Origin of the sequence: Salinactinospora qingdaonensis (assembly GCF_039539445.1) — a bacterium.
Taxonomy (GTDB): Bacteria; Actinomycetota; Actinomycetes; order Streptosporangiales; family Streptosporangiaceae; genus Salinactinospora; species Salinactinospora qingdaonensis.
Genome location: NZ_BAABDD010000041.1, coordinates 1 through 18,636 on the forward strand (window position 1 = coordinate 1; position 18,636 = coordinate 18,636).

At 67.5% G+C, this 18,636-nt stretch carries 10 protein-coding genes; 8 read left to right on the top strand and 2 right to left on the bottom strand.

Annotated elements, in window-relative coordinates:
• Positions 1–887 precede the first annotated feature (887 nt).
• Entirely contained in the window at positions 888–2,144 is a 1,257-nt protein-coding gene (locus ABD848_RS23010) for a thioester domain-containing protein (RefSeq protein WP_344976572.1), read from the bottom strand.
• Between the two features lie 480 nt (positions 2,145–2,624).
• On the bottom strand, positions 2,625–3,878 hold the full coding sequence (locus ABD848_RS23015; protein ID WP_344976575.1) for a thioester domain-containing protein: 1,254 nt from the start codon (positions 3,876–3,878) through the stop codon (positions 2,625–2,627).
• 402 nt (positions 3,879–4,280) lie between these two features.
• Between ABD848_RS23015 and gatB the strand changes: the two genes are divergently transcribed.
• The 8 genes from gatB to ABD848_RS23055 all read left to right on the top strand — a co-directional run bounded on the left by gatB (position 4,281) and on the right by ABD848_RS23055 (position 18,517).
• A complete protein-coding gene (gene gatB, locus ABD848_RS23020) occupies positions 4,281–5,831 on the top strand; it encodes an Asp-tRNA(Asn)/Glu-tRNA(Gln) amidotransferase subunit GatB (protein WP_344976578.1) in 1,551 nt (516 codons plus the stop codon).
• Positions 5,832–6,428: 597 nt separating this feature from the next.
• On the top strand, positions 6,429–9,155 hold the full coding sequence (locus ABD848_RS23025) for a putative bifunctional diguanylate cyclase/phosphodiesterase (RefSeq protein ID WP_344976581.1): 2,727 nt from the start codon (positions 6,429–6,431) through the stop codon (positions 9,153–9,155).
• Positions 9,156–9,642: 487 nt separating this feature from the next.
• A complete protein-coding gene (locus ABD848_RS23030; RefSeq protein WP_344976584.1) occupies positions 9,643–11,412 on the top strand; it encodes an acetolactate synthase large subunit in 1,770 nt (589 codons plus the stop codon).
• 19 nt (positions 11,413–11,431) lie between these two features.
• A complete protein-coding gene (gene ilvN / locus ABD848_RS23035) occupies positions 11,432–11,956 on the top strand; it encodes an acetolactate synthase small subunit (protein WP_344976587.1) in 525 nt (174 codons plus the stop codon).
• 127 nt (positions 11,957–12,083) lie between these two features.
• Complete coding sequence (gene ilvC / locus ABD848_RS23040; RefSeq protein ID WP_344976590.1) at positions 12,084–13,079, top strand: ketol-acid reductoisomerase; 996 nt, start codon at positions 12,084–12,086, stop codon at positions 13,077–13,079.
• Between the two features lie 453 nt (positions 13,080–13,532).
• The gene (serA, locus tag ABD848_RS23045) at positions 13,533–15,125 is read left to right on the top strand and encodes a phosphoglycerate dehydrogenase (protein ID WP_344976593.1); all 1,593 of its coding nucleotides are present in this window, start codon (positions 13,533–13,535) and stop codon (positions 15,123–15,125) included.
• Positions 15,126–16,122: 997 nt separating this feature from the next.
• Positions 16,123–17,187 (top strand): 3-isopropylmalate dehydrogenase, encoded by a 1,065-nt coding sequence (locus tag ABD848_RS23050; protein WP_344976596.1) that lies wholly within the window; start codon positions 16,123–16,125, stop codon positions 17,185–17,187.
• A gap of 208 nt (positions 17,188–17,395) precedes the next feature.
• Positions 17,396–18,517: a branched-chain amino acid aminotransferase gene (locus tag ABD848_RS23055; RefSeq protein ID WP_344976599.1), complete on the top strand. Its 1,122-nt coding sequence runs from the start codon at positions 17,396–17,398 to the stop codon at positions 18,515–18,517.
• Positions 18,518–18,636: the final 119 nt, after the last annotated feature.

Below are 18,636 nucleotides of genomic sequence, written 5' to 3' on the forward strand. Positions count from 1 at the left end.
AGCCGTCGTGGTTGCCGGTTTGGTTGGAGGTCACGGCCGCGTTGGCGGTGCCGGGCAGCAGCGCGGTGGCCGTGGCCACCGAGACCGCCACGGCACAGACCCGCCCCAGGATCGACCTGGCACGGCTCCTCGGGGGAGCAAGAGTGTCGTTCATAGGTGTTTCCTCCTCGTGAAGGCGAACGGCGACCGAGGGGGATACGGCCGCCGTGTATCGGCCGCGGACAACGCGATTGGGGGCCGGTTGTCGTGCGGCCGACGGTTTCGAAGGGCTGAGGCACGTTGAGTGACTCGCACCACAGTGTCCGGTTGGCTTCGTTGAGTTGTCAATATCTTCCGGAAGTTTTCGTTACTTACGAAACATTCGGTTCTTTTCGAGGAGGTTACACAGTACGCATGGCGCAGGGCTCGGTGAGACAACTGCGGAGTTTTGGGGCTTAAGCCGACGACATTCAAGGGGGCGTCAGTTGCGAAGAGGGCTGATGGACTTCATGTGACTGCCAAAAACTTCCGGAAGATTGCGTAGTTTGCGAAATTTTCGAAAGATTTCGGGATGTTTTGGCCGTCGGTAGCAATGGCGCGGCCGGATCTCACGGTTCGTCGGGGTGGCCGCTGTGACAGATCGACACCCGCGCCCTCAGTCGTGCCGCGCAGCCAACATGCCTGAGTTCCACCCCCAAGCTCCGGCGAGCATGAGTGTGTACAACGGATGCGTGTGCTGCCGGGGGCAATGCTGACTGTGTCGCCTGGTGCGCTCCGCCGCGATGGTGCTGGCACGCAGCTACCGGTGCTTCGCCCCTGGAAAACGACGACGCCCGCCGCCATGCTCTGGAGCACGGCGACGGGCGTCGCGGTTAGCCAGGAGTCAGCCGCTCAGGGCTGGCCCGGCGTTAGGCGCGGTTCATGCCGGCCTTGCGCTTGCGGGAGAGGAACATAGCCGCGGCACCACCGCCGATGGCGACAGCTCCGGCGGCGATCAGCCCGACCAGGGCGCCACCGGTGACGGGCAGGCTACCGCCGTCGTCCTCGGGGGTGGGTTTGGTGTCCGGCGTGGGGCTCTCACTCGACGGCATGGTCTCCGAAGGGCTCGGCGAGGGCGAGCCCGACGGGCTCGGGCTGGGGCTCTCCGACCCACTCGGCGAGGGCGAGCCCGAGGGGCTGGGGCTCGGCGACTCCTCGACCTTCTCGTCCCACGTGACGGTGACCATGCCCTCGACCTTAGCGTGCTCGGTCTTGGCCGTGATCAGCGTCTGGGTCTCCTCCTTCACGCCCCGGAACAGCCGGCCGGCGTGGACCTCGGTCTCGATGGAGGCGGAGGCGCTGGCCTTGCCCGCCGCCGCGTCCTCGGGGACCTGGAAGCCGAACGTGCTGCCGTCGCTGACCTCGCTGATCTCCGAACCGCTGTCGATGTCGACCAGCTTTACGCCGCTCGGAGCGCTGAGGTCCAGCTCCAGCGAGGAGGCGCTGGTGGAGACGGCGAATTCACCGATGGTCTCGCCGGCCGTGCCTTCGGCGCTCTTGGGAGTGAACTCCAGAGAGGCGTCCGGTTCCCCGCCCGAGGCCAGCGCCTTGGCGCTGTCGACCAGGTAGTCGTAGAGGTCGACCACGTTGTCGCTGTTGTGCCGCGAGTCCGTGTCCAGGTCGGTGTCGTTGCTGAAGTGCCAGATGGCCGCCTGGGTGGCCGCAATCGCGGTCTCCTTCTTCAGCCCGTCGACCCCGCTCGCGTCAGCAAGCTCGGCCACGCTCTGCGAGGGGTAGGAATTCTGGAGAATCCAGTGGACCTTGCCCGGCTGGGCGAAGTCGCCCTTACCGGGGTAGGTGTCCCAGGCGCCCTCTTCGTACTCGGTCTGCTTGATGCCGGTTTCGACATCGATGCAGTAGGTCTTCAGGATGGTGCCGTCGTCGAGCTTGAGGCCGAACAGGCTAGTCCCGAAGACGTCGCCGTCCTCCATGGCGACGTCTTTGCCGCCGGTCACCTTGCCGGTGAACTCGCCGGTCGCACCGCCCTCGGACTCATCTGCGTCGTCGGCCGAGACAGGGGCGGCGCCGATGCCCAGGGCCAGCATGGCTGCCGCGGAAGTGGCTGCGATGGTCGTGAGGGGGCGACGGCGGCCACTCGCTGCCGGGGAAAGAGTTGTGTCGATCAAGTTGTGTCCCAAGGAGATTTAGGGGAACAGGGGACGAAACCGCTCCGGGCAAAAAGATGAGACAGCCGTACATCATGAGACGGCGTGGTGCGAATGCCACGTGGAGCTGACCGGAGGCGATTTCCCTTGCGCGGTGTCCTCGTCGGCTGCTGGGAACTCGGGTGCCAGAGACCGAACGGGGGAGTGGCCGTCGAGAGCGGGCAACGGCCGTGCGGAATCTTGAGCAACCGCACCGCTAGATAATAACGAGCTGTTTCGAGCCTTCCAACCTGGTTCGCGAAAATCGCGGACATCTATTGAGTGACGACCGTAATATGCTACTTGCTGTCATCATACGGTTTCACCATGTTTGTGACTGTCTGCTCGATAGGTGTTCCGTTGGCGAATGGTGATCATAGCCAACCACACCGTGTTCGCCCATAGGGGGCCCGGTTCCGGGAAAAATCCCTGTTCACTGGGGATATCCTCTCGGAGGCCTCTTCAGTTTCGCCGGCGCCGCCGGGCCAGGACCAGCGCTGCCACGCCGGCTGTCACGAGTGTCACGCCGGCGATGATGATCGCGCCGACCCACGTTCCGGTTAGCGGAAGGTCCCGTTCCGGCTGCTTGTCGTTGGCGATGACCACAGGTGAGCTGCTACTGGGCTCCGGTCCGGGGGTGGTGGCCGCTTCCGGCCGGCTCGGGCCGGCCTCGCTCTCAGTCGCTGCCTCGGCGCTGGGGGAGGCGGCAACACTCGGTGATGCGCTCGCCAGATCCCAGGTCACTGTCGCGCTCGCGGTCGCCGCAACCGTCCCGCGCTCCGCTGCCACCAGCGGTTGGGTGCTCACCCCGTCCTTGCCGATGAATAGTCGCCCCGCCTCGACCTTGGCCTTTGCTGCCTGGGCGTAGACTTTCGCGGCTCCCGCGGGGACCTCGTCCTCCAGCCGCAGGAAGAACTCCTGGCCGGCGCGGACCACCGAGACCGGTGTTCCCGAACCGTCGACGATCACCGCTGACTCGGCTCCGCTGACCGACACCTGGACCGGCTCCGCGCTCGTGGTACGCACCGTCAACGGGCCAAGGGGCGAGGCGCCGGTCCCCGACACGCGCTCGGGCTCCACCGTCAGCGACGGCGCCGGCTCACTCGTGCTCTCCGCGGTTTCGGTCAGGTAGCTGTACAGCGCCCGGACCTCCGCCGAGTTGGCCCTGCCCCTTCGTTCGCCCGGTTCCAAGGAGGCGGCCGGCCCCTCGCCGCCGGGATCGGGCAGGCTCACTCCGTTGCTGAAGTGCCAGATCGCCGCCTGGGTGCCGGCGATCGCCTGTTCGGTGTCCAGCGAGGGAATGCCGGCGCGGGTGCGCAGCCGGTCGAGACCCAGGCTCGGGTAGGAGTGCCGGAGCACCCAGTTCACTTCGGCCGCGTACTCCAGGAAGCCGCCCTCCTCGGGGGCGTCCTCCCACGCGGCCTCGATATAGGCCGCCTCGTGGTCGACTTCGGAGCTGATGTCGACACAGTAGGCGCCCACGGCCGAATCGCCGTCGAGCCGCAGGTTGAACAGGGTCGTCGACGCCGCGGTGTCACCCTCGCCGGCGAAGTGCACGACTTCTCCAGCGATCCCGTTGTCGTCGACACGGGCGATGTTTTGTTGCGCCGCGGCGGCCGTGCCGGGGGTGATCGTTCCGGCCGCGGTAAGGCTCGCCGCTACCAGCGCCAAAGCTGCGCGGGCTCTGCGCCCCGAACGGGGGGATAGGGCGGCCAAGACTGGTTCTCCTACGAAAGACGGACGGTGTGTGCCCATGGTGGGATACGGGCACACACCGATGAATTGAGACCCCCAGGTTACCGACTCCCGTGGCCGTGAACCTGCGCTGTGGCCCCTGATCAGCGCAATCGTGTGCGTCCTGTGATCTTTGGCCAGGAGAGCGCGCCATGGGAGCAGTTCACCGGCGCAGGATCGGCTCGGGGACGAGTGGTGCTTCCAAACCGTCGTGGTGGTGCCGTGGCCATCGGTAGGCTGCCTAGTGAACGTGTGTCCCGTGCGACCGCCTCGCACGAGACAGCGAGAGACCATGACGGATGCCTTCACCGACAGCCGGCGCCCGGCGCTGCCGCGGGCCGGCGGTGAAGGCCCCCTCGGACTACGGAAACGGGTTGTGCGGCGATGGGTAGCGCGGTAACGGACGATTTCACCGTGAACGGCGGGCCGGCGCTGGTGGACTACGACGACGCCTTGGCCACCTACGAGCCGGTGCTGGGGCTGGAGACCCACGTCGAGCTGGGCACCGCCTCGAAGATGTTCTGCTCCTGTGCTACGGAGTTCGGCGCCGAGCCCAACACCCAAGTGTGCCCGGTCTGTCTCGCGCTGCCCGGTGCCCTGCCCGTGGTCAACGGTGTGGCCGTCGAGAGCGCGATCCGTCTCGGGCTCGCGCTGAACTGCTCCATCGCCTCGTGGTGCCGTTTCGCCCGGAAGAACTACTTCTATCCGGACATGCCGAAGAACTACCAGATCTCGCAGTACGACGAGCCGCTGTGCACCGATGGTCACCTCGACGTCGTCGTCGACACCCCCGACGGCCCGCAAGAGTTCCGGGTGGGCATCGAGCGGGTGCACATGGAGGAGGACACCGGCAAGACCTCCCACGTCGGTGGGGCCACCGGCCGTATCCACGGCGCCGACTACTCCATCGTCGACTACAACCGCGCCGGTATCCCGCTGCTGGAGATCGTCACCAAACCCATCGAGCACACCGGCGACCTCGCCCCGCTGGTGGCCCGGGCCTACGTCACCGAGCTGCGTGACCTCGTCCGTTCGCTGGGCATCTCCGATGTCCGCATGGAGGAGGGGTCGCTGCGCTGTGACGTCAACGTCTCGCTGATGCCGCGCGGCGCCGACGAGTGGGGCACCCGCAGCGAGACCAAGAACGTCAACTCGCTGCGCTCGGTCGAGCGCGCCGTCCGCTACGAGATCCAGCGCCACGCCGGAGTGCTCGACATCGGCGGGCAGGTGGTCCAGGAGACCCGCCACTTCCAGGAGAACAGCGGTTCCACCGTCTCCGGGCGCAGCAAGGAAGAAGCCCAGGACTACCGCTACTTCCCCGACCCCGACCTGGTGCCGGTGGCCCCCGACGCCGAGTGGATCGAGCGCCTACGCGCCGACCTGCCCGAACTGCCCGCCGCCAAGCGCCGCCGGGTCAAGACCGAGTGGAACCTCTCCGACGAGGAGCTACGCGATCTTGTCAACGCCGACGCCATCGATCTGGTCGCCGCCACCGTCGACGCCGGAGCCTCTCCCGACGACGCCCGCAAGTGGTGGCTCAACGAACTGTCGCGGCGAGCCACGGAGAGCGAGGTCGAACTCGCCGACCTGCCCATCACTCCCGCCCAGATCGCCCGCGTTGTCGCCCTGGTCGACGAGGGCACGCTCACCAACAAGCTGGCCCGCCAGGTCGTCGACGGCGTTCTCGCAGGCGAGGGCGAGCCCGACGAGGTCGTGGCGGCCCGGGGGCTCCAGGTCGTCAGTGACGACTCCGCGCTGGGCGCCGCGGTCGACCAGGCCATCGCCGACAACCCCGACGCTGCCGAGAAGGTGCGCGGCGGTAAGGTGGCCGCGGCCGGCGCGCTCGTGGGCGCGGTCATGAAGGCCACCCGTGGCCAGGCCGACGCCGGTCGTGCCCGCGAGCTGATCCTGGATAGACTCGGTGCGACGAGCTGAGCCTACGCGCCTACACGGTCCCCGTAGGGCGATTACATGCAGTGATCATCTTGTCGTCTGGTCTCAGCTTCTTCTCAACCCTGCCGTGACCTTGACCGCATACGGTGATTTAGCAGAATTGGACGCTCGATAACCGCTGGATGGCGTATTCGCCCGCTCGGATCTTTCCACCCACGAGGTCAGTGTCGACTGCTCGGGCCCGCAGGTTTCGTGGCTTGGTCCATCCAACGAGGGGTGGTTCCGAGGCGATCGCACGGAAGCGAGCGGCGTCCGGGCTTTGTGGCCGGCGCTCCGAGATGCACCAAAGCCCGAGTGACTGGTTCCTGTGGCTGCTCCGCCGGTTGCCTCACCGGCTTCGTGTTCGGTGGAGCGGGGCGGGACCGCGCACGTTTGTGGCGTGTTCGCCAAGGCCGCCCCCATAAATCACCCGGATCGCGGATAGTCGCCATCGACTGAAAGGGTGCCAATGTCCACGGCCGAACCGGCGCGGTTCACCTTATACCGGTCTCCCGCCCCATGTCGCCCGCTCCCCGGCCCGGCACGGGCCGGGCCGCACGCGCGTGTGACACTGGCCGGCTGGACCCCCCAGGTGCCGCTATGAGGGCCGGCCCCCGTTTCTGGCTGGGCGCGATCATGGCGGTCACGCTCGTCTACGCTTTGGGGACGCTCGTCGAGGTCGACGGGTTGTCCTTGACGGCTGAAGCCGGCACGTGGCCCACCGCCGGGGTCTCCGGGCTGGCTGCTCTCACGCTGCTCTATGCGGCCCGCAGGAGACAGCGAGAGGCCGAGGCCGCTTTTCCCGAAGGGGAGGGGCCGCCAGAGGCCGACCCCACCCTCGCGAGCGCGAAAGCGTTGCGGTTTCTGGGGCTGGCCGCCCTGGCGTGGTGCGCGGCGGCCATCACCTACGCCGTCACTGGCCTGCTCAACACCAACGCCGCGCTGTCACTCACGTTCGGTGACCTGTTCTCCCTGGTCGCGCTGCCGCTCTACGTCCTCGGATTCCTGAGCTTCGCGCCGTTTCCCAAGGGAGTGCGGCCGACGATGCGCTACGTCACCGACAGCTACGTCTGCGCCGCCGCCGTGTTCGCGGTGATGTGGCTGTTGCTGTTCGGGCCGCTCTACACCGCCCTGGGGGAGAACACCGGGTTCGTCTGGTTCACGCTGGTCTACCCCGTCGCCGACATCCTGGTGCTGTGCCTGCTCGCGCCCCTGGTCGTGACCTCGCCGCACAGCACCCGCCGCGCGGTGCTGCTCACCATCGGCGCGTTCGTCATCATCTGCGGCGCCGACCTGTTGAGCACCATCACCCGACTCAGCGGGGAACCGGTCGCCGGCGGGATCGAGTACCCCGTCCGGCTCCTGGGCTTTGCGCTGCTGGCGGGCCTGCCGTGGCTGATCCGCGACACCACGAGCGCGACGCCGCGCCGCATCACCGGGCGGGGGCTGTACCGGTTCGCGCCCGAGTTGGCCGCTGGGACCATGCTGACGCTGGCCACGATCGCGCTCACGGTCGCCGCGCTGCGCATCGAGGGGGTCCAGCCCGTTCTGCCGCTCGTGGCGGGCTCGGCCGTGCTGGTCATCCTGGTACGGCTCATGGGCATGCTGGAGGAGAACGCCACGCTGGCGCGCATGGTGCGCAGCCGCGAACGCCATTTCTACGAGTTGGCCAACAACAGCGGCGACGTCATTCTCATCGTCGACCCCGAGGGGCACATCCGCGACCTCACTCCGGGAACGGCCGAAGCGTTCGGCTACCGCCGCGACGACCTCCTCGCCCAGCCGATCACCAGCATCATCCACCCTGAGGACCTACCGCAGGTGGCCGCCGCCGCTTCGGCCTTCAACCGCGGCACTACTCAGGGGATGCACCTGCGCGTGCGCGTACGCGCCGGCGACGGCACCTGGCGCCACACCGAATCGACGGCCTCGCCTTATGAGCGTCCCGGCGAGCCCGAGCGGCTCCTGATCACCGCGCGCGACGTCAGCGCCCAGGTGGCGCTGGAAGAACAGGTCAACCACCTGACCTTCCACGACGGCATCACCGGGCTGCCCAATCGGGCCTACCTGGAGGAGCGCACCCGCGAAGTCCTCAACCGGCGTGGCCGCACCGAGGGGGAGTGGGGCGAGATCGCCGCGATCTTTTTGGACCTCGACGGCTTCACCGCGGTCAACGACTCCGCGGGCCACACCTTCGGCGACTACCTGCTCGCGCAGGCCGCACGGCGGTTGCGCACCACCACCGACGCCGGTGTGACGCTGGCGCGTTGGGGCGGCGACGAGTTCGCGATCCTCATCGAGCGCAGCGCCCAGGCTCCGCGCGTCGTCGATCTGGCCGAGCGGCTGGTGCGCTCCATCAGCACCGAGCCGTTCCAGGTGGCCGAGCGCGAGGTGGCGCTGTCGGCCAGTGTCGGCGTCGCCTTCGCCGAGCCCGACATCGACGGCGGCGAACTGCTGCGCAACGCCGACATGGCCATGGCGCGCGCCAAGGAGCAGGGCGGCAGCGGACGGCTGGAGATCTACGCCGCCCACATGCACGCCAAGGTCGTGCGCCGGCTGGAGTTGCAGACCGAGCTGCGTCAGGGGCTCACCGACGGCGAGTTCACTCTGGAGTACCAGCCGGTGGTCGACTTGGAGAGCTCGCGGGTCACCGCTGTGGAGGCGCTGGTGCGGTGGCGCCGCGACGGCGCCCTCGTGGCCCCGGAGAAGTTCATCGGCCCGGCTGAGGAGTCGGGGCTGATCGTGCCGTTGGGGGAATGGATACTCCACGAGTCCTGTGTACGGGTGGCGCTGTGGCGGGCGGCCGACTGGGATATCGGGCTGTCGGTGAATCTGTCGGTCAAACAGATCCTCTCGTCGAAGTTCGTCGAGACCGTGGCGGGGGTGCTGGCTGAGAGCGGCCTGCCGCCCCACGTGCTGACGATGGAGGTCGACGAGGAGGTCCTGCTGGAAAACCCCGGCGCGGCCGTGGAGCGCTTGGCGCAGTTGCGTGAACTGGGGGTACGGCTGGCCATCGACGACTTCGGGATGGGCTATGCCTCCTTGGCGCACCTGCGTGAGTTGCAGGTCGACGAGATCAAGATCGACCCCTCCTTCATCCGCGACCTCGGCACTGACGGCACGGTCACCCTGCTCACCAGCACCATCATCCGTCTTGGGCAGGATCTGGGGGTGCAGGTCGTGGCCGAGGGCATCGAACGGCCCGAGCAGTTGGAGCGGCTCCGCGCGATGGGGTGCACCTACGGGCAGGGATTCCTCGTGGCTCGCCCCATGGCTGCCGACGGTGTCGAAGCTCTGGTCGGTGGCGCGGAGATGCCCACCGGCTAGGTCGCCGAGGCAGACAGGGGCCGCTGGCGGCGTGGGCGGTTCGGGGCCGGTAGCCGCGTGGGGCCGCTCGCGGTGCGCCGTCGAGAAGGGGCGGGGTGTCAGCGTCGGGGAGTGCCGCCGCGGCCTTCGGCCCGGTGCTCGGTTGGTCGGCAGAGCATTCATAAGGCGCGGTGGCTGCGCTTTCTGGCGGAATGTCCGTGTTACGTGCGTGTGACCTGCTTTTTGGCGGTGCGGCGATCACGTGCACGGAAACCGTATGGTGAGCCTCACATCTTAAATTGTGAGACATCTTGGTGTTTCGGTTGACGCCTTGGTAGCCCCTCGGTCATTGTTGACCGTATGCAAAGCAACTCGCGGATTCTCGTACTTGGTCAGCGCGCAACAAGCTGACCAGGTACCTGTTGCGCGCTCCCCTCAACCGCAGTCGCGGTGGGGGGTTTTTTGTTGCTAGGCGCCACCGAACCTCAAGCCCTCTCCGAAGGATCTTGTGATGACCGAGCAGATGACCGGAGCCCAATCGCTCATCAGGTCGTTGGAGCATGTCGGCGTCGACGTGGTGTTCGGGATTCCTGGCGGGGCCATTCTCCCCGCGTACGACCCCTTGTTCGATTCCGCGAAAGTGCGCCACGTTCTCATGCGTCATGAGCAGGGCGCCGGTCACGCGGCGGAAGGCTACGCCTACGCCACCGGTCGCCCCGGCGTGTGTGTGGCCACCAGCGGCCCGGGGGCCACGAATCTGGTCACTCCACTCGCCGACGCCCACATGGACTCCGTTCCCATGGTCGCGATCACCGGGCAGGTCGTCGCACCGCTCATTGGGACCGACGCATTCCAGGAAGCCGATATCTGCGGCATTACGATGCCGATCACCAAGCACAACTTCCTGATCAGGGACCCCGAAGACATTCCGCGCACCATTGCGGAAGCGTTCCATATCGCTTCCAGCGGACGTCCCGGACCCGTCCTCGTCGACATCGCCAAAAGCGCACTACAAGCCCAGACCGTCTTCTCCTGGCCACAGAAACTCGACCTACCGGGCTACCGGCCGGTCACCAAGCCCCACGGTAAGCAGGTCCGTGAGGCGGCCCGCATGATCAGCACGGCGCAGCGCCCCGTCTTCTACGTCGGCGGCGGCGTGGCCAAGGCCGGCGCCGCCCAAGAGCTGCGGGTGCTGGCCGAACTTACCGGTATCCCCGTCACCACCACGCTGATGGCCAAGGGGGTTTTCCCCGACAGCCACGAGCAGAACCTGGGCATGCCCGGCATGCACGGTACCGTCGCCGCCGTCGGCGCCCTCCAGCGCGCCGACCTCGTCGTGGCCCTCGGCGCCCGGTTCGACGACCGGGTCACCGGCAAACTCGACAGTTTCGCCCCCGACGCCAAGATCGTCCACGCCGACATCGACCCGGCCGAGATCTCCAAGAACCGCCACGCCGACGTCCCCATCGTGGGCGACGCGCGCGAGGTCCTCGCCGACCTCATCGTGGCCGTGCGCAACGAGCAGTCCGCGGGCCGCCAAGGCGACTACACGGCGTGGTGGACCCAGCTCGACCGGCTGCGCACCATCTACCCGCTGGGCTACGACGCCCCCGAGGACGGCAGCCTCTCGCCGCAGTACGTCATCAAGCGCATCGGCGAGCTTGTCGGCCCCGAGGCCAGCTACGTCGCCGGCGTCGGCCAGCACCAGATGTGGGCCGCCCAGTTCATCGGCTACGAGCACACCGGCGCCTTCGTCAACTCCGGCGGCGCCGGCACCATGGGCTTCGCGGTCCCGGCCGCACTCGGAGTCAAGGCCGGCGCCCCCGACAAGCAGGTGTGGGCCATCGACGGTGACGGCTGCTTCCAGATGACCAACCAAGAGTTGGCCACGGCGGCGATCGAGAACATCCCGATCAAGATCGCCGTCATCAACAATGACAACCTGGGCATGGTGCGCCAGTGGCAGACGCTGTTCTACGAGGGCCGCTACTCCCAGACCAACCTGCAAAACTTCCCCCAAGCCGGCACCGAAAAAGTGCGCATCCCCGACCTCGTCAAGCTCGCGGAGTCATACGGTGGTGTGGGGTTGCGGTGTGAGCGGGTCGAGGACGTCGACGCCACGATCGAGAAGGCCATGGCCATCGACGACGTCCCCGTGGTCATCGACTTTGCGGTCAACCCCGACGCCATGGTCTGGCCGATGGTCGGCCCGGGCGTCAGCAACGACAACATCCAGTACGCGCGCGACATGGCGCCCGACTGGGACGACGAGGAATAGGTACACAGGCGGATTTGAAATGAGTCAGCACACGCTTTCCGTCCTTGTGGAAGACACGCCGGGGATACTGGCCCGCGCCTCGGGACTGTTCTCGCGCCGTGGCTTCAACATCCATTCCCTCGCCGTGGGCCCCACCGAGTACGAGGGACTCTCCCGGATGACGATCGTGGTCAACTGCGACCTCCACCCGATGGAGCAGGTGACCAAACAGCTCAACAAGCTGCTCAACGTCATCAAGATCGTCGAGATGGACTCCGACGCCTCCGTGCGCAGGGAACTGCTGCTGGTCAAGGTCAAGGCCGACAGCGCCAACCGCAGTCACGTGCTGGAGATCGCCGAACTCTTCCGGGCCAACGTCGTCGACGTGCACCCGGACGTGATCGTCATGGAGGCCACCGGCAACCCCGATAAGCTCGAAGCGCTGATCCGCAACCTCGAACCTTTCGGGATCAAAGAGCTCGTGAAATCCGGGGTCGTCGCGATGGGCCGCGGCCCGCGGTCGATGACCGACCGTTCCCTGCGCGCCGTCGAACGCGGCGCCTGACACGCGCGGTCCGCGAAGCTTGCCCACGTCGCGCGCCGGGGCCCGGCGGCGAACGGGCGGGGCGACACCGCACGGCAGAAGCCCCGTGGCCGCGACGACGACAGAACAAACAAGGAGACAACCCGCAGTGGTAGCACAGATGTACTACGACGACGCCGCCGACCTGAAGGTGATCCAGGGGCGTAAGGTCGCCGTGATCGGTTACGGCAGCCAGGGCCACGCCCACGCACTGTCGTTGCGTGACTCCGGCGTCGACGTGCGCGTAGGCCTGGCCGAGGGTTCCAAGAGCCGTGCCACGGCCGAGGAGAACGGTCTGCGCGTCGTGACGCCGGCCGAGGCCGCCCGTGAGGCCGACCTCATCATGATCCTGGTGCCCGACCACATCCACCGCGATCTCTTCAGCAACGAGATCGCCCCCAACCTGCAACCGGGCGACGCGCTCTTCTTCGCCCACGGTTTCAGTGTCCGCTTCGGGCTGGTCGAGCCCCCCGAGGGCGTTGACGTCGCCATGGTCGCCCCCAAGGGGCCCGGCCACCTGGTGCGCCGCCAGTACGAGGTGGGTCACGGCGTGCCCTGCCTGGTCGCGGTCGAAAAGGACGACTCCGGCTCCGCGTGGGACCTCGCGCTGTCGTATGCCAAGGGCATCGGCGGCACCCGTGCCGGCGCGCTGCGGACCACCTTCACCGAAGAGACCGAAACCGACCTGTTCGGGGAGCAGGCCGTGCTGTGCGGCGGCGTCTCCGAGCTGATCAAGGCCGGCTTCGAGACCCTCGTCGAGGCGGGCTACCAGCCCGAGTCGGCCTACTTCGAGTGCCTGCACGAGATGAAGCTCATCGTCGACCTCATGTACGAGGGCGGCATCTCCAAGATGTACTGGTCGGTCTCCGACAACGCCGAGTACGGCGGCTACACCCGTGGCCCCCGCCTGATCACCGAGCAAACCAAGCAGGAGATGCGCAGGATTCTCGGCGAGATCCAGGACGGCACCTACGCCCGCGAGCTCGTCGCCGAGTTCGACGCCGGCCGCCCGAACTTTCTCAAGCGTCGCGAGGCCGAGCAGGGAGAGCAGATCGAGAAGGTGGGTGCCGAGCTGCGCCCGCTGATGAGCTGGCTCAAGGGGTAGGTTCTGTTGTTCGGGCGGCTGGAGTGTGGGGGCGTAGGGAGCTCTTTATCCGCTCGTGCCTCGATCGCTGCGCGATCTCGGCAGCCTGTGGGGACGCTCACCCACGGTGCCCACTGCCGATTCTCGCCGCCCTTGAAAAACAGAACCTAGCCTTCGCCGGTGTGCGGGCGGCCCACCCGTCGCCCGCACACCGGCTGCCGCGGCGTCCCCGCCGCGGGGGTTCCCCGCGCGCCGGCGGCTGCCGCCCCAGAGCCACCTGGGGAGCACTCCCCAAAAGCGGATAGTTTTACCAGGTCAGAGCGGGTGCTATGCAGCTCGCCGCTCCCTCCCCGATGGGAAATCCAACCGTCGCACTAGACTTTCCGGTGGCCGTGTCGCCCGTCCGGTAGGCGCGGAGTTCGTCATAAGCCGTCCATAGGGCGGCCACGTCGCAACCCACCTAAGGATCTAGCTGTGCCCAAGCCCGCCGTTCTCGTCGCGGAAAAGCTCTCTCCCGCTGGTCTCGCGCTGTTGGAGGAGGATTTCGAAGTCCGCCAAACCGACGGCTCCGATCGCTCGCAGCTCATCCCGGCGCTCGCCGACGTCGACGCCCTGATCGTGCGGAGCGCGACTCAGGTCGACGCCGAGGCGCTTGAGGCGGCCTCGAACCTCAAGGTCGTCGCTCGTGCGGGTGTGGGGCTGGACAACGTCGATGTCGACGCCGCAACCAAGGCCGGCGTCCTCGTCGTGAACGCACCCACCTCCAACATCATCAGTGCCGCCGAGCAGGCCATCAACCTGCTGCTGGCCTGCTCGCGCAACACCGCCCCCGCCCACAACGCCCTGGTGCACGGTGAGTGGAAGCGTTCCAAGTACACCGGTGTCGAGCTTTACGACAAGGTCGTGGGGATCGTCGGCCTCGGCCGGATCGGGGTGCTGGTCGCCCAGCGCCTCGCCTCGTTCGGGATGCGCATCCTCGCCTACGACCCCTTCGTCCAGCAGACCCGCGCCGCCCAGATGGGCGTTGAGCTGGTCTCGCTCGACGAGTTGCTGCGCCAGAGCGACTACATCACGATCCACCTTCCCAAGAACAAGGACACCCTTGGCCTGATCGGCGACGAAGCGCTGAGCAAGGTCAAGCCGAGCGTGCGCATCATCAACGCCGCTCGCGGCGGCATCCTCGACGAGGACGCCCTGTACCGCGCACTCAAGGAGGGCCGGGTCGCCGGCGCGGGCATCGACGTCTTCACCAAGGAGCCCTGCACCGACAGCCCGCTCTTCGAGTTCGAGAACGTCGTCGTCGCCCCTCACCTGGGCGCCAGTACGCACGAGGCCCAGGAGAAGGCCGGAACGCAGGTGGCGCGCTCGGTCAAGCTCGCGCTGTCGGGCGAGTTCGTCCCCGACGCGGTCAACGTTCAGGGCGGGGCCGTCGCCGAGGAGGTCAAGCCCGCTCTGCCGCTGACCGAGAAGCTCGGTCGGATCTTTACCGCCATCGCCGGCGGTGTGGCCAGCCGTATCGACGTCGAGGCCCGCGGTGAGATCGCCGCCCACGACGTCAAGGTGCTGGAACTGGCAGCGCTCAAGGGCGTGTTCGGCGACGTGGTCGAGGAAGCCGTCACCTTCGTCAACGCTCCGCTGCTGGCCAAGGAGCGCGGCGTCGAGGTGAACCTTGTGACCAGCGAGGACAGCACCGAATGGCGCAACCTCATCCGCGTGCACGGCATCATGGCCAACGGCCAGCGGGTCTCGGTCTCGGGCACGCTCACCGGCGCCGAGCGCCAGTTCGAGAAGATCGTCGAGCTCAACAACTACAGCATGGAGATCACGCCGACCGAGCACATGGCGTTCTTCTCCTACGATGACCGTCCCGGCATCGTCGGCATCGTCGGCCGGCTGCTGGGCGAGACCGGGGTCAACATCGCCGGGATGCAGGTGAGCCGCGACGTCGAGGGGGGCAAGGCGCTCATCACCCTGACCGTCGACTCCGCCATCCCCAAGGACGTCCTCTCCAGCATCTCCACCGAGATCGGCGCTGAGACCACCCGCAGCGTGGACCTGGAGGACTAGTTCTGTTGTTGGGAAGGATGGCGAGGCGGGCGGTGCGCACACGCGGGTGAGCACCCGCAGGCTGGCGAGATCGCGCAGCGATCGAGGCACGAGCCGACGAAGAACACCTTCACAGCCCCCACAACCCAGCCGTCCGAAAAACAAGATCTAGCCACTCCCTCCCTCTACAGCCACATAGCGAGAACAACCACGGCGGCGCCGGTCCCGCGATCCAGCGGGGCCGGCGCCGCCGTTTCGGCTGCCGGGGCTTCCGCAGTCCCCTCCCGAGCGCTTTTCTGAGACTCCCGCTTTTCTGTAGGGGACATTGGAGGCGGATGTCATTGGCTCTCGTGCCTCGATCGCTGCGCGATCTCGCCAGCCCGGTGGGGTGCCGCCGGCTGTGCTCTTCGTCTGCTGTCGGCCGATGGTGTCGGCAGCAGACGCGAAAGCCTCCGACCCGGCGTGGCGAGATAGTTGGCCGTCCGATATTCTGTGGACCTAGGAGTTCGACACTCGGTTACCTCACCGGGTTCTCTGTGCGGCGAACCGCCCCGCATTGATCTGCGGGGTAGCGGTAGCCGCCCTGCTCAAGCGGTTCCAGTTGAGTTCGCGCGGGACCTGTGCCGCGAACCGGTGCGCTACGGGCAGTTACGCCGGGTGCGGCATGGCCTATTCGCCGCAGCAGCGTTTGCCGTCGTTCTCCGCCCGATCCGCGTTCAGTTCGCCCCGGTACCGCCCGGCCCACAGGAGGACAGTTTTGTACGAAACCACAGAGCACCCCGCTCCCACGACATCCGACGCCCCCGACGAGGCCACCCGGGCACTCCAGCTCGCGCTGGACCGCCGGGACAACGGTGGCGCCTCGGGCCGTTAGGCTTGTCCTACTCCTGAACTCTCCCGCCAGGTCGCCCACGCTCGGGCCCGTGGGGAGAGGGCACCTCCGGCGCCCGGCAGGGCGCCATGAGGACAACCGACGCCTAGACCGACCGCACAGCACCGAAGTAGAGGGTGGGCACCTATGGCCGCTCGCACCGTGAAGTTGGCCGTCATCCCTGGTGACGGCATCGGCCCCGAAGTCGTCGCCGAAGGGCTGAAGGTCCTCTCCGCCGCCGGTGCGCCCGACGGCCTCACCTTCGCCCCCAGCGAGTACGAACTCGGCGCCAAGCGTTGGCACGCCACGGGCGAGACGCTGCCCGACTCCGTCGAGCACGAGCTCAGCGAACACGACGCCATCTTCCTCGGTGCTGTGGGCGATCCCTCGGTGCCCAGCGGCATCCTGGAGCGCGGCCTGCTGCTGCGGCTGCGCTTCAACTTCTCGCACTACGTCAACCTGCGTCCCGTGCGGCTATACCCCGGCGTCAACACGCCACTGGCCGGAGTCGACACCGCCGACGTCGACATGCTCGTCGTCCGCGAGGGCACTGAAGGGCCCTACGCCGGCATGGGCGGCGTGCTGCGCAAAGGCACGCCCGCTGAGATCGCCACTCAGGACAGCGTCAACACCCGTTTCGGTGTCGAGCGTGTCGTGCGCTACGCCTTCGCCAAGGCCGCCCAGCGCCCGCGCAAGAAGCTCACCCTGGTGCACAAGGACAACGTCTTGACCTTCGCCGGTGAGCTGTGGCAGCGCGTCGTCGCCGAGGTCGGCACCGAGTACCCCCAGGTCTCGGTCGACTACTGCCACGTCGACGCCGCCACCATGTTCTTCGTCACCCAGCCGGGGCGCTTTGACGTCGTCGTCACCGACAACCTCTTCGGCGACATCGTCACCGACCTCGGCGCCGCCATCGCCGGCGGCATCGGTTTGGCCGCCAGCGGCAACGTCAACCCCGAACAGGACTTCCCCAGCATGTTCGAGCCGGTCCACGGTTCGGCCCCCGACATCGCAGGCCAGGGCAAGGCCGACCCGACCGCCACGATCCTGTCGGCAGGGATCATGCTGGATCACCTTGGCTACGCCGACGCCGCCGAACGGATCGAGCGTGCTGTCGGCGATGATCTCCAGGCTCGGGCGAAGGAGGGGGTCGACCGCTCCACCGCCCGGATCGGCGACGACATCGCCCAGCGAGTAGCAGAGCAGGGCTGAGCCACCCCCTCGGCCCTGCTGCCCCCGGCGCGGTCGAGGCACACGCGGAACACGATGTCGCAGCGGGCGCGCCTACGGCGCGCCCGCTGTTGTGTCCCGATACCTCGGGTACTTTTCAGCGCTATGGCTCTAGGCGCGTCATTTCCGTCACACTGGATTTTGGGAGGGCAGCGTGTCGCCCACCCACGTACCCGAGAGGACCTCACCCATGAACAACAGCACCACCACAAGCGGGTTGACGTTCGACATCCAGCCCTCGACCAGCCGGAGGACCCCGCAGGACAGGGCGGAGTTGCTGGAGAACCCCGGGTTCGGCAGCGTGTTCACCGACCACATGGTCACGATTCGCTACAGCGAGGACAAGGGCTGGCACGACGCCCGCCTTGAGCCCTACGCACCGATCTCGCTGGACCCTGCCACGGCCGCCCTACACTACGCCCAAGAGATCTTTGAAGGGCTCAAGGCCTACCGCCACCCCGACGGCTCCGTCGCCTCCTTCCGTCCGGAGGCCAACGCCGCCCGGTTCAACACCAGCGCGCGCCGACTAGCCATGCCCGAGCTCCCCGAAGAGCTGTTCCTCGGCGCCATCGAGACCCTGCTGGCCTACGACGAGGAGTGGGTGCCCACGCGGGAGGAGTACAGCCTCTACCTGCGGCCTTACATGTTCGCCACCGACATCGGGCTGGGCGTCAACCGCCCCTCCAGCACCTACCTGTTCCTGCTCATCGCCTCACCCTCGGGGGCCTACTTCTCCGGCGGCCTCAAGCCGGTGTCGGTCTGGCTCAGCGAGGACTACACGCGCGCCGCACCCGGCGGCACGGGGGCCGCCAAGTTCGCCGGTAACTACGCGGCGAGCTTCGTCGCCCAACGCCAAGCCGTCGAGAAGGGGTGCGATCAGGTCGTCTGGCTCGACGCCACCGAGCACCGGTGGGTCGAGGAGATGGGCGGGATGAACCTGTTCTTCGTCTTCGGTTCCGGAGCCCAGACCCACATCCTCACCCCCGAGCTCACCGGCACGCTCCTTCCCGGCATCACGCGCGACTCCCTGCTCAAACTCGCTCCCGAGCTGGGAATCCCCACCGAGGAGGGCCGTATCTCCACCGAGCGCTGGCGCGAGGCCGCCCTGAGCGGGGAACTCACCGAAGTGTTCGCCTGCGGCACGGCGGCGGTCATCACCCCGGTGGGCGAGGTCAAGGGCACCGGCGGTGAGTTCCGCATCGGGGACGGCACCCCGGGGCCGGTGACCATGCGGTTGCGTGAAGAACTCGTCTCGCTACAGTACGGCACCCGCCCCGACAGCCATGGCTGGGTTCGCAAGCTGACTCCCTGACTCCGCCTCGGCGCCACAGCCACGACGTTTCGGGCGGGAGGCTCCCGATCGGCGTCCCGCCCGCGTCGTTTTTGCACGTTCACAGACGCGCCACCGAGGTGGCGTCGACGTCGACGCCA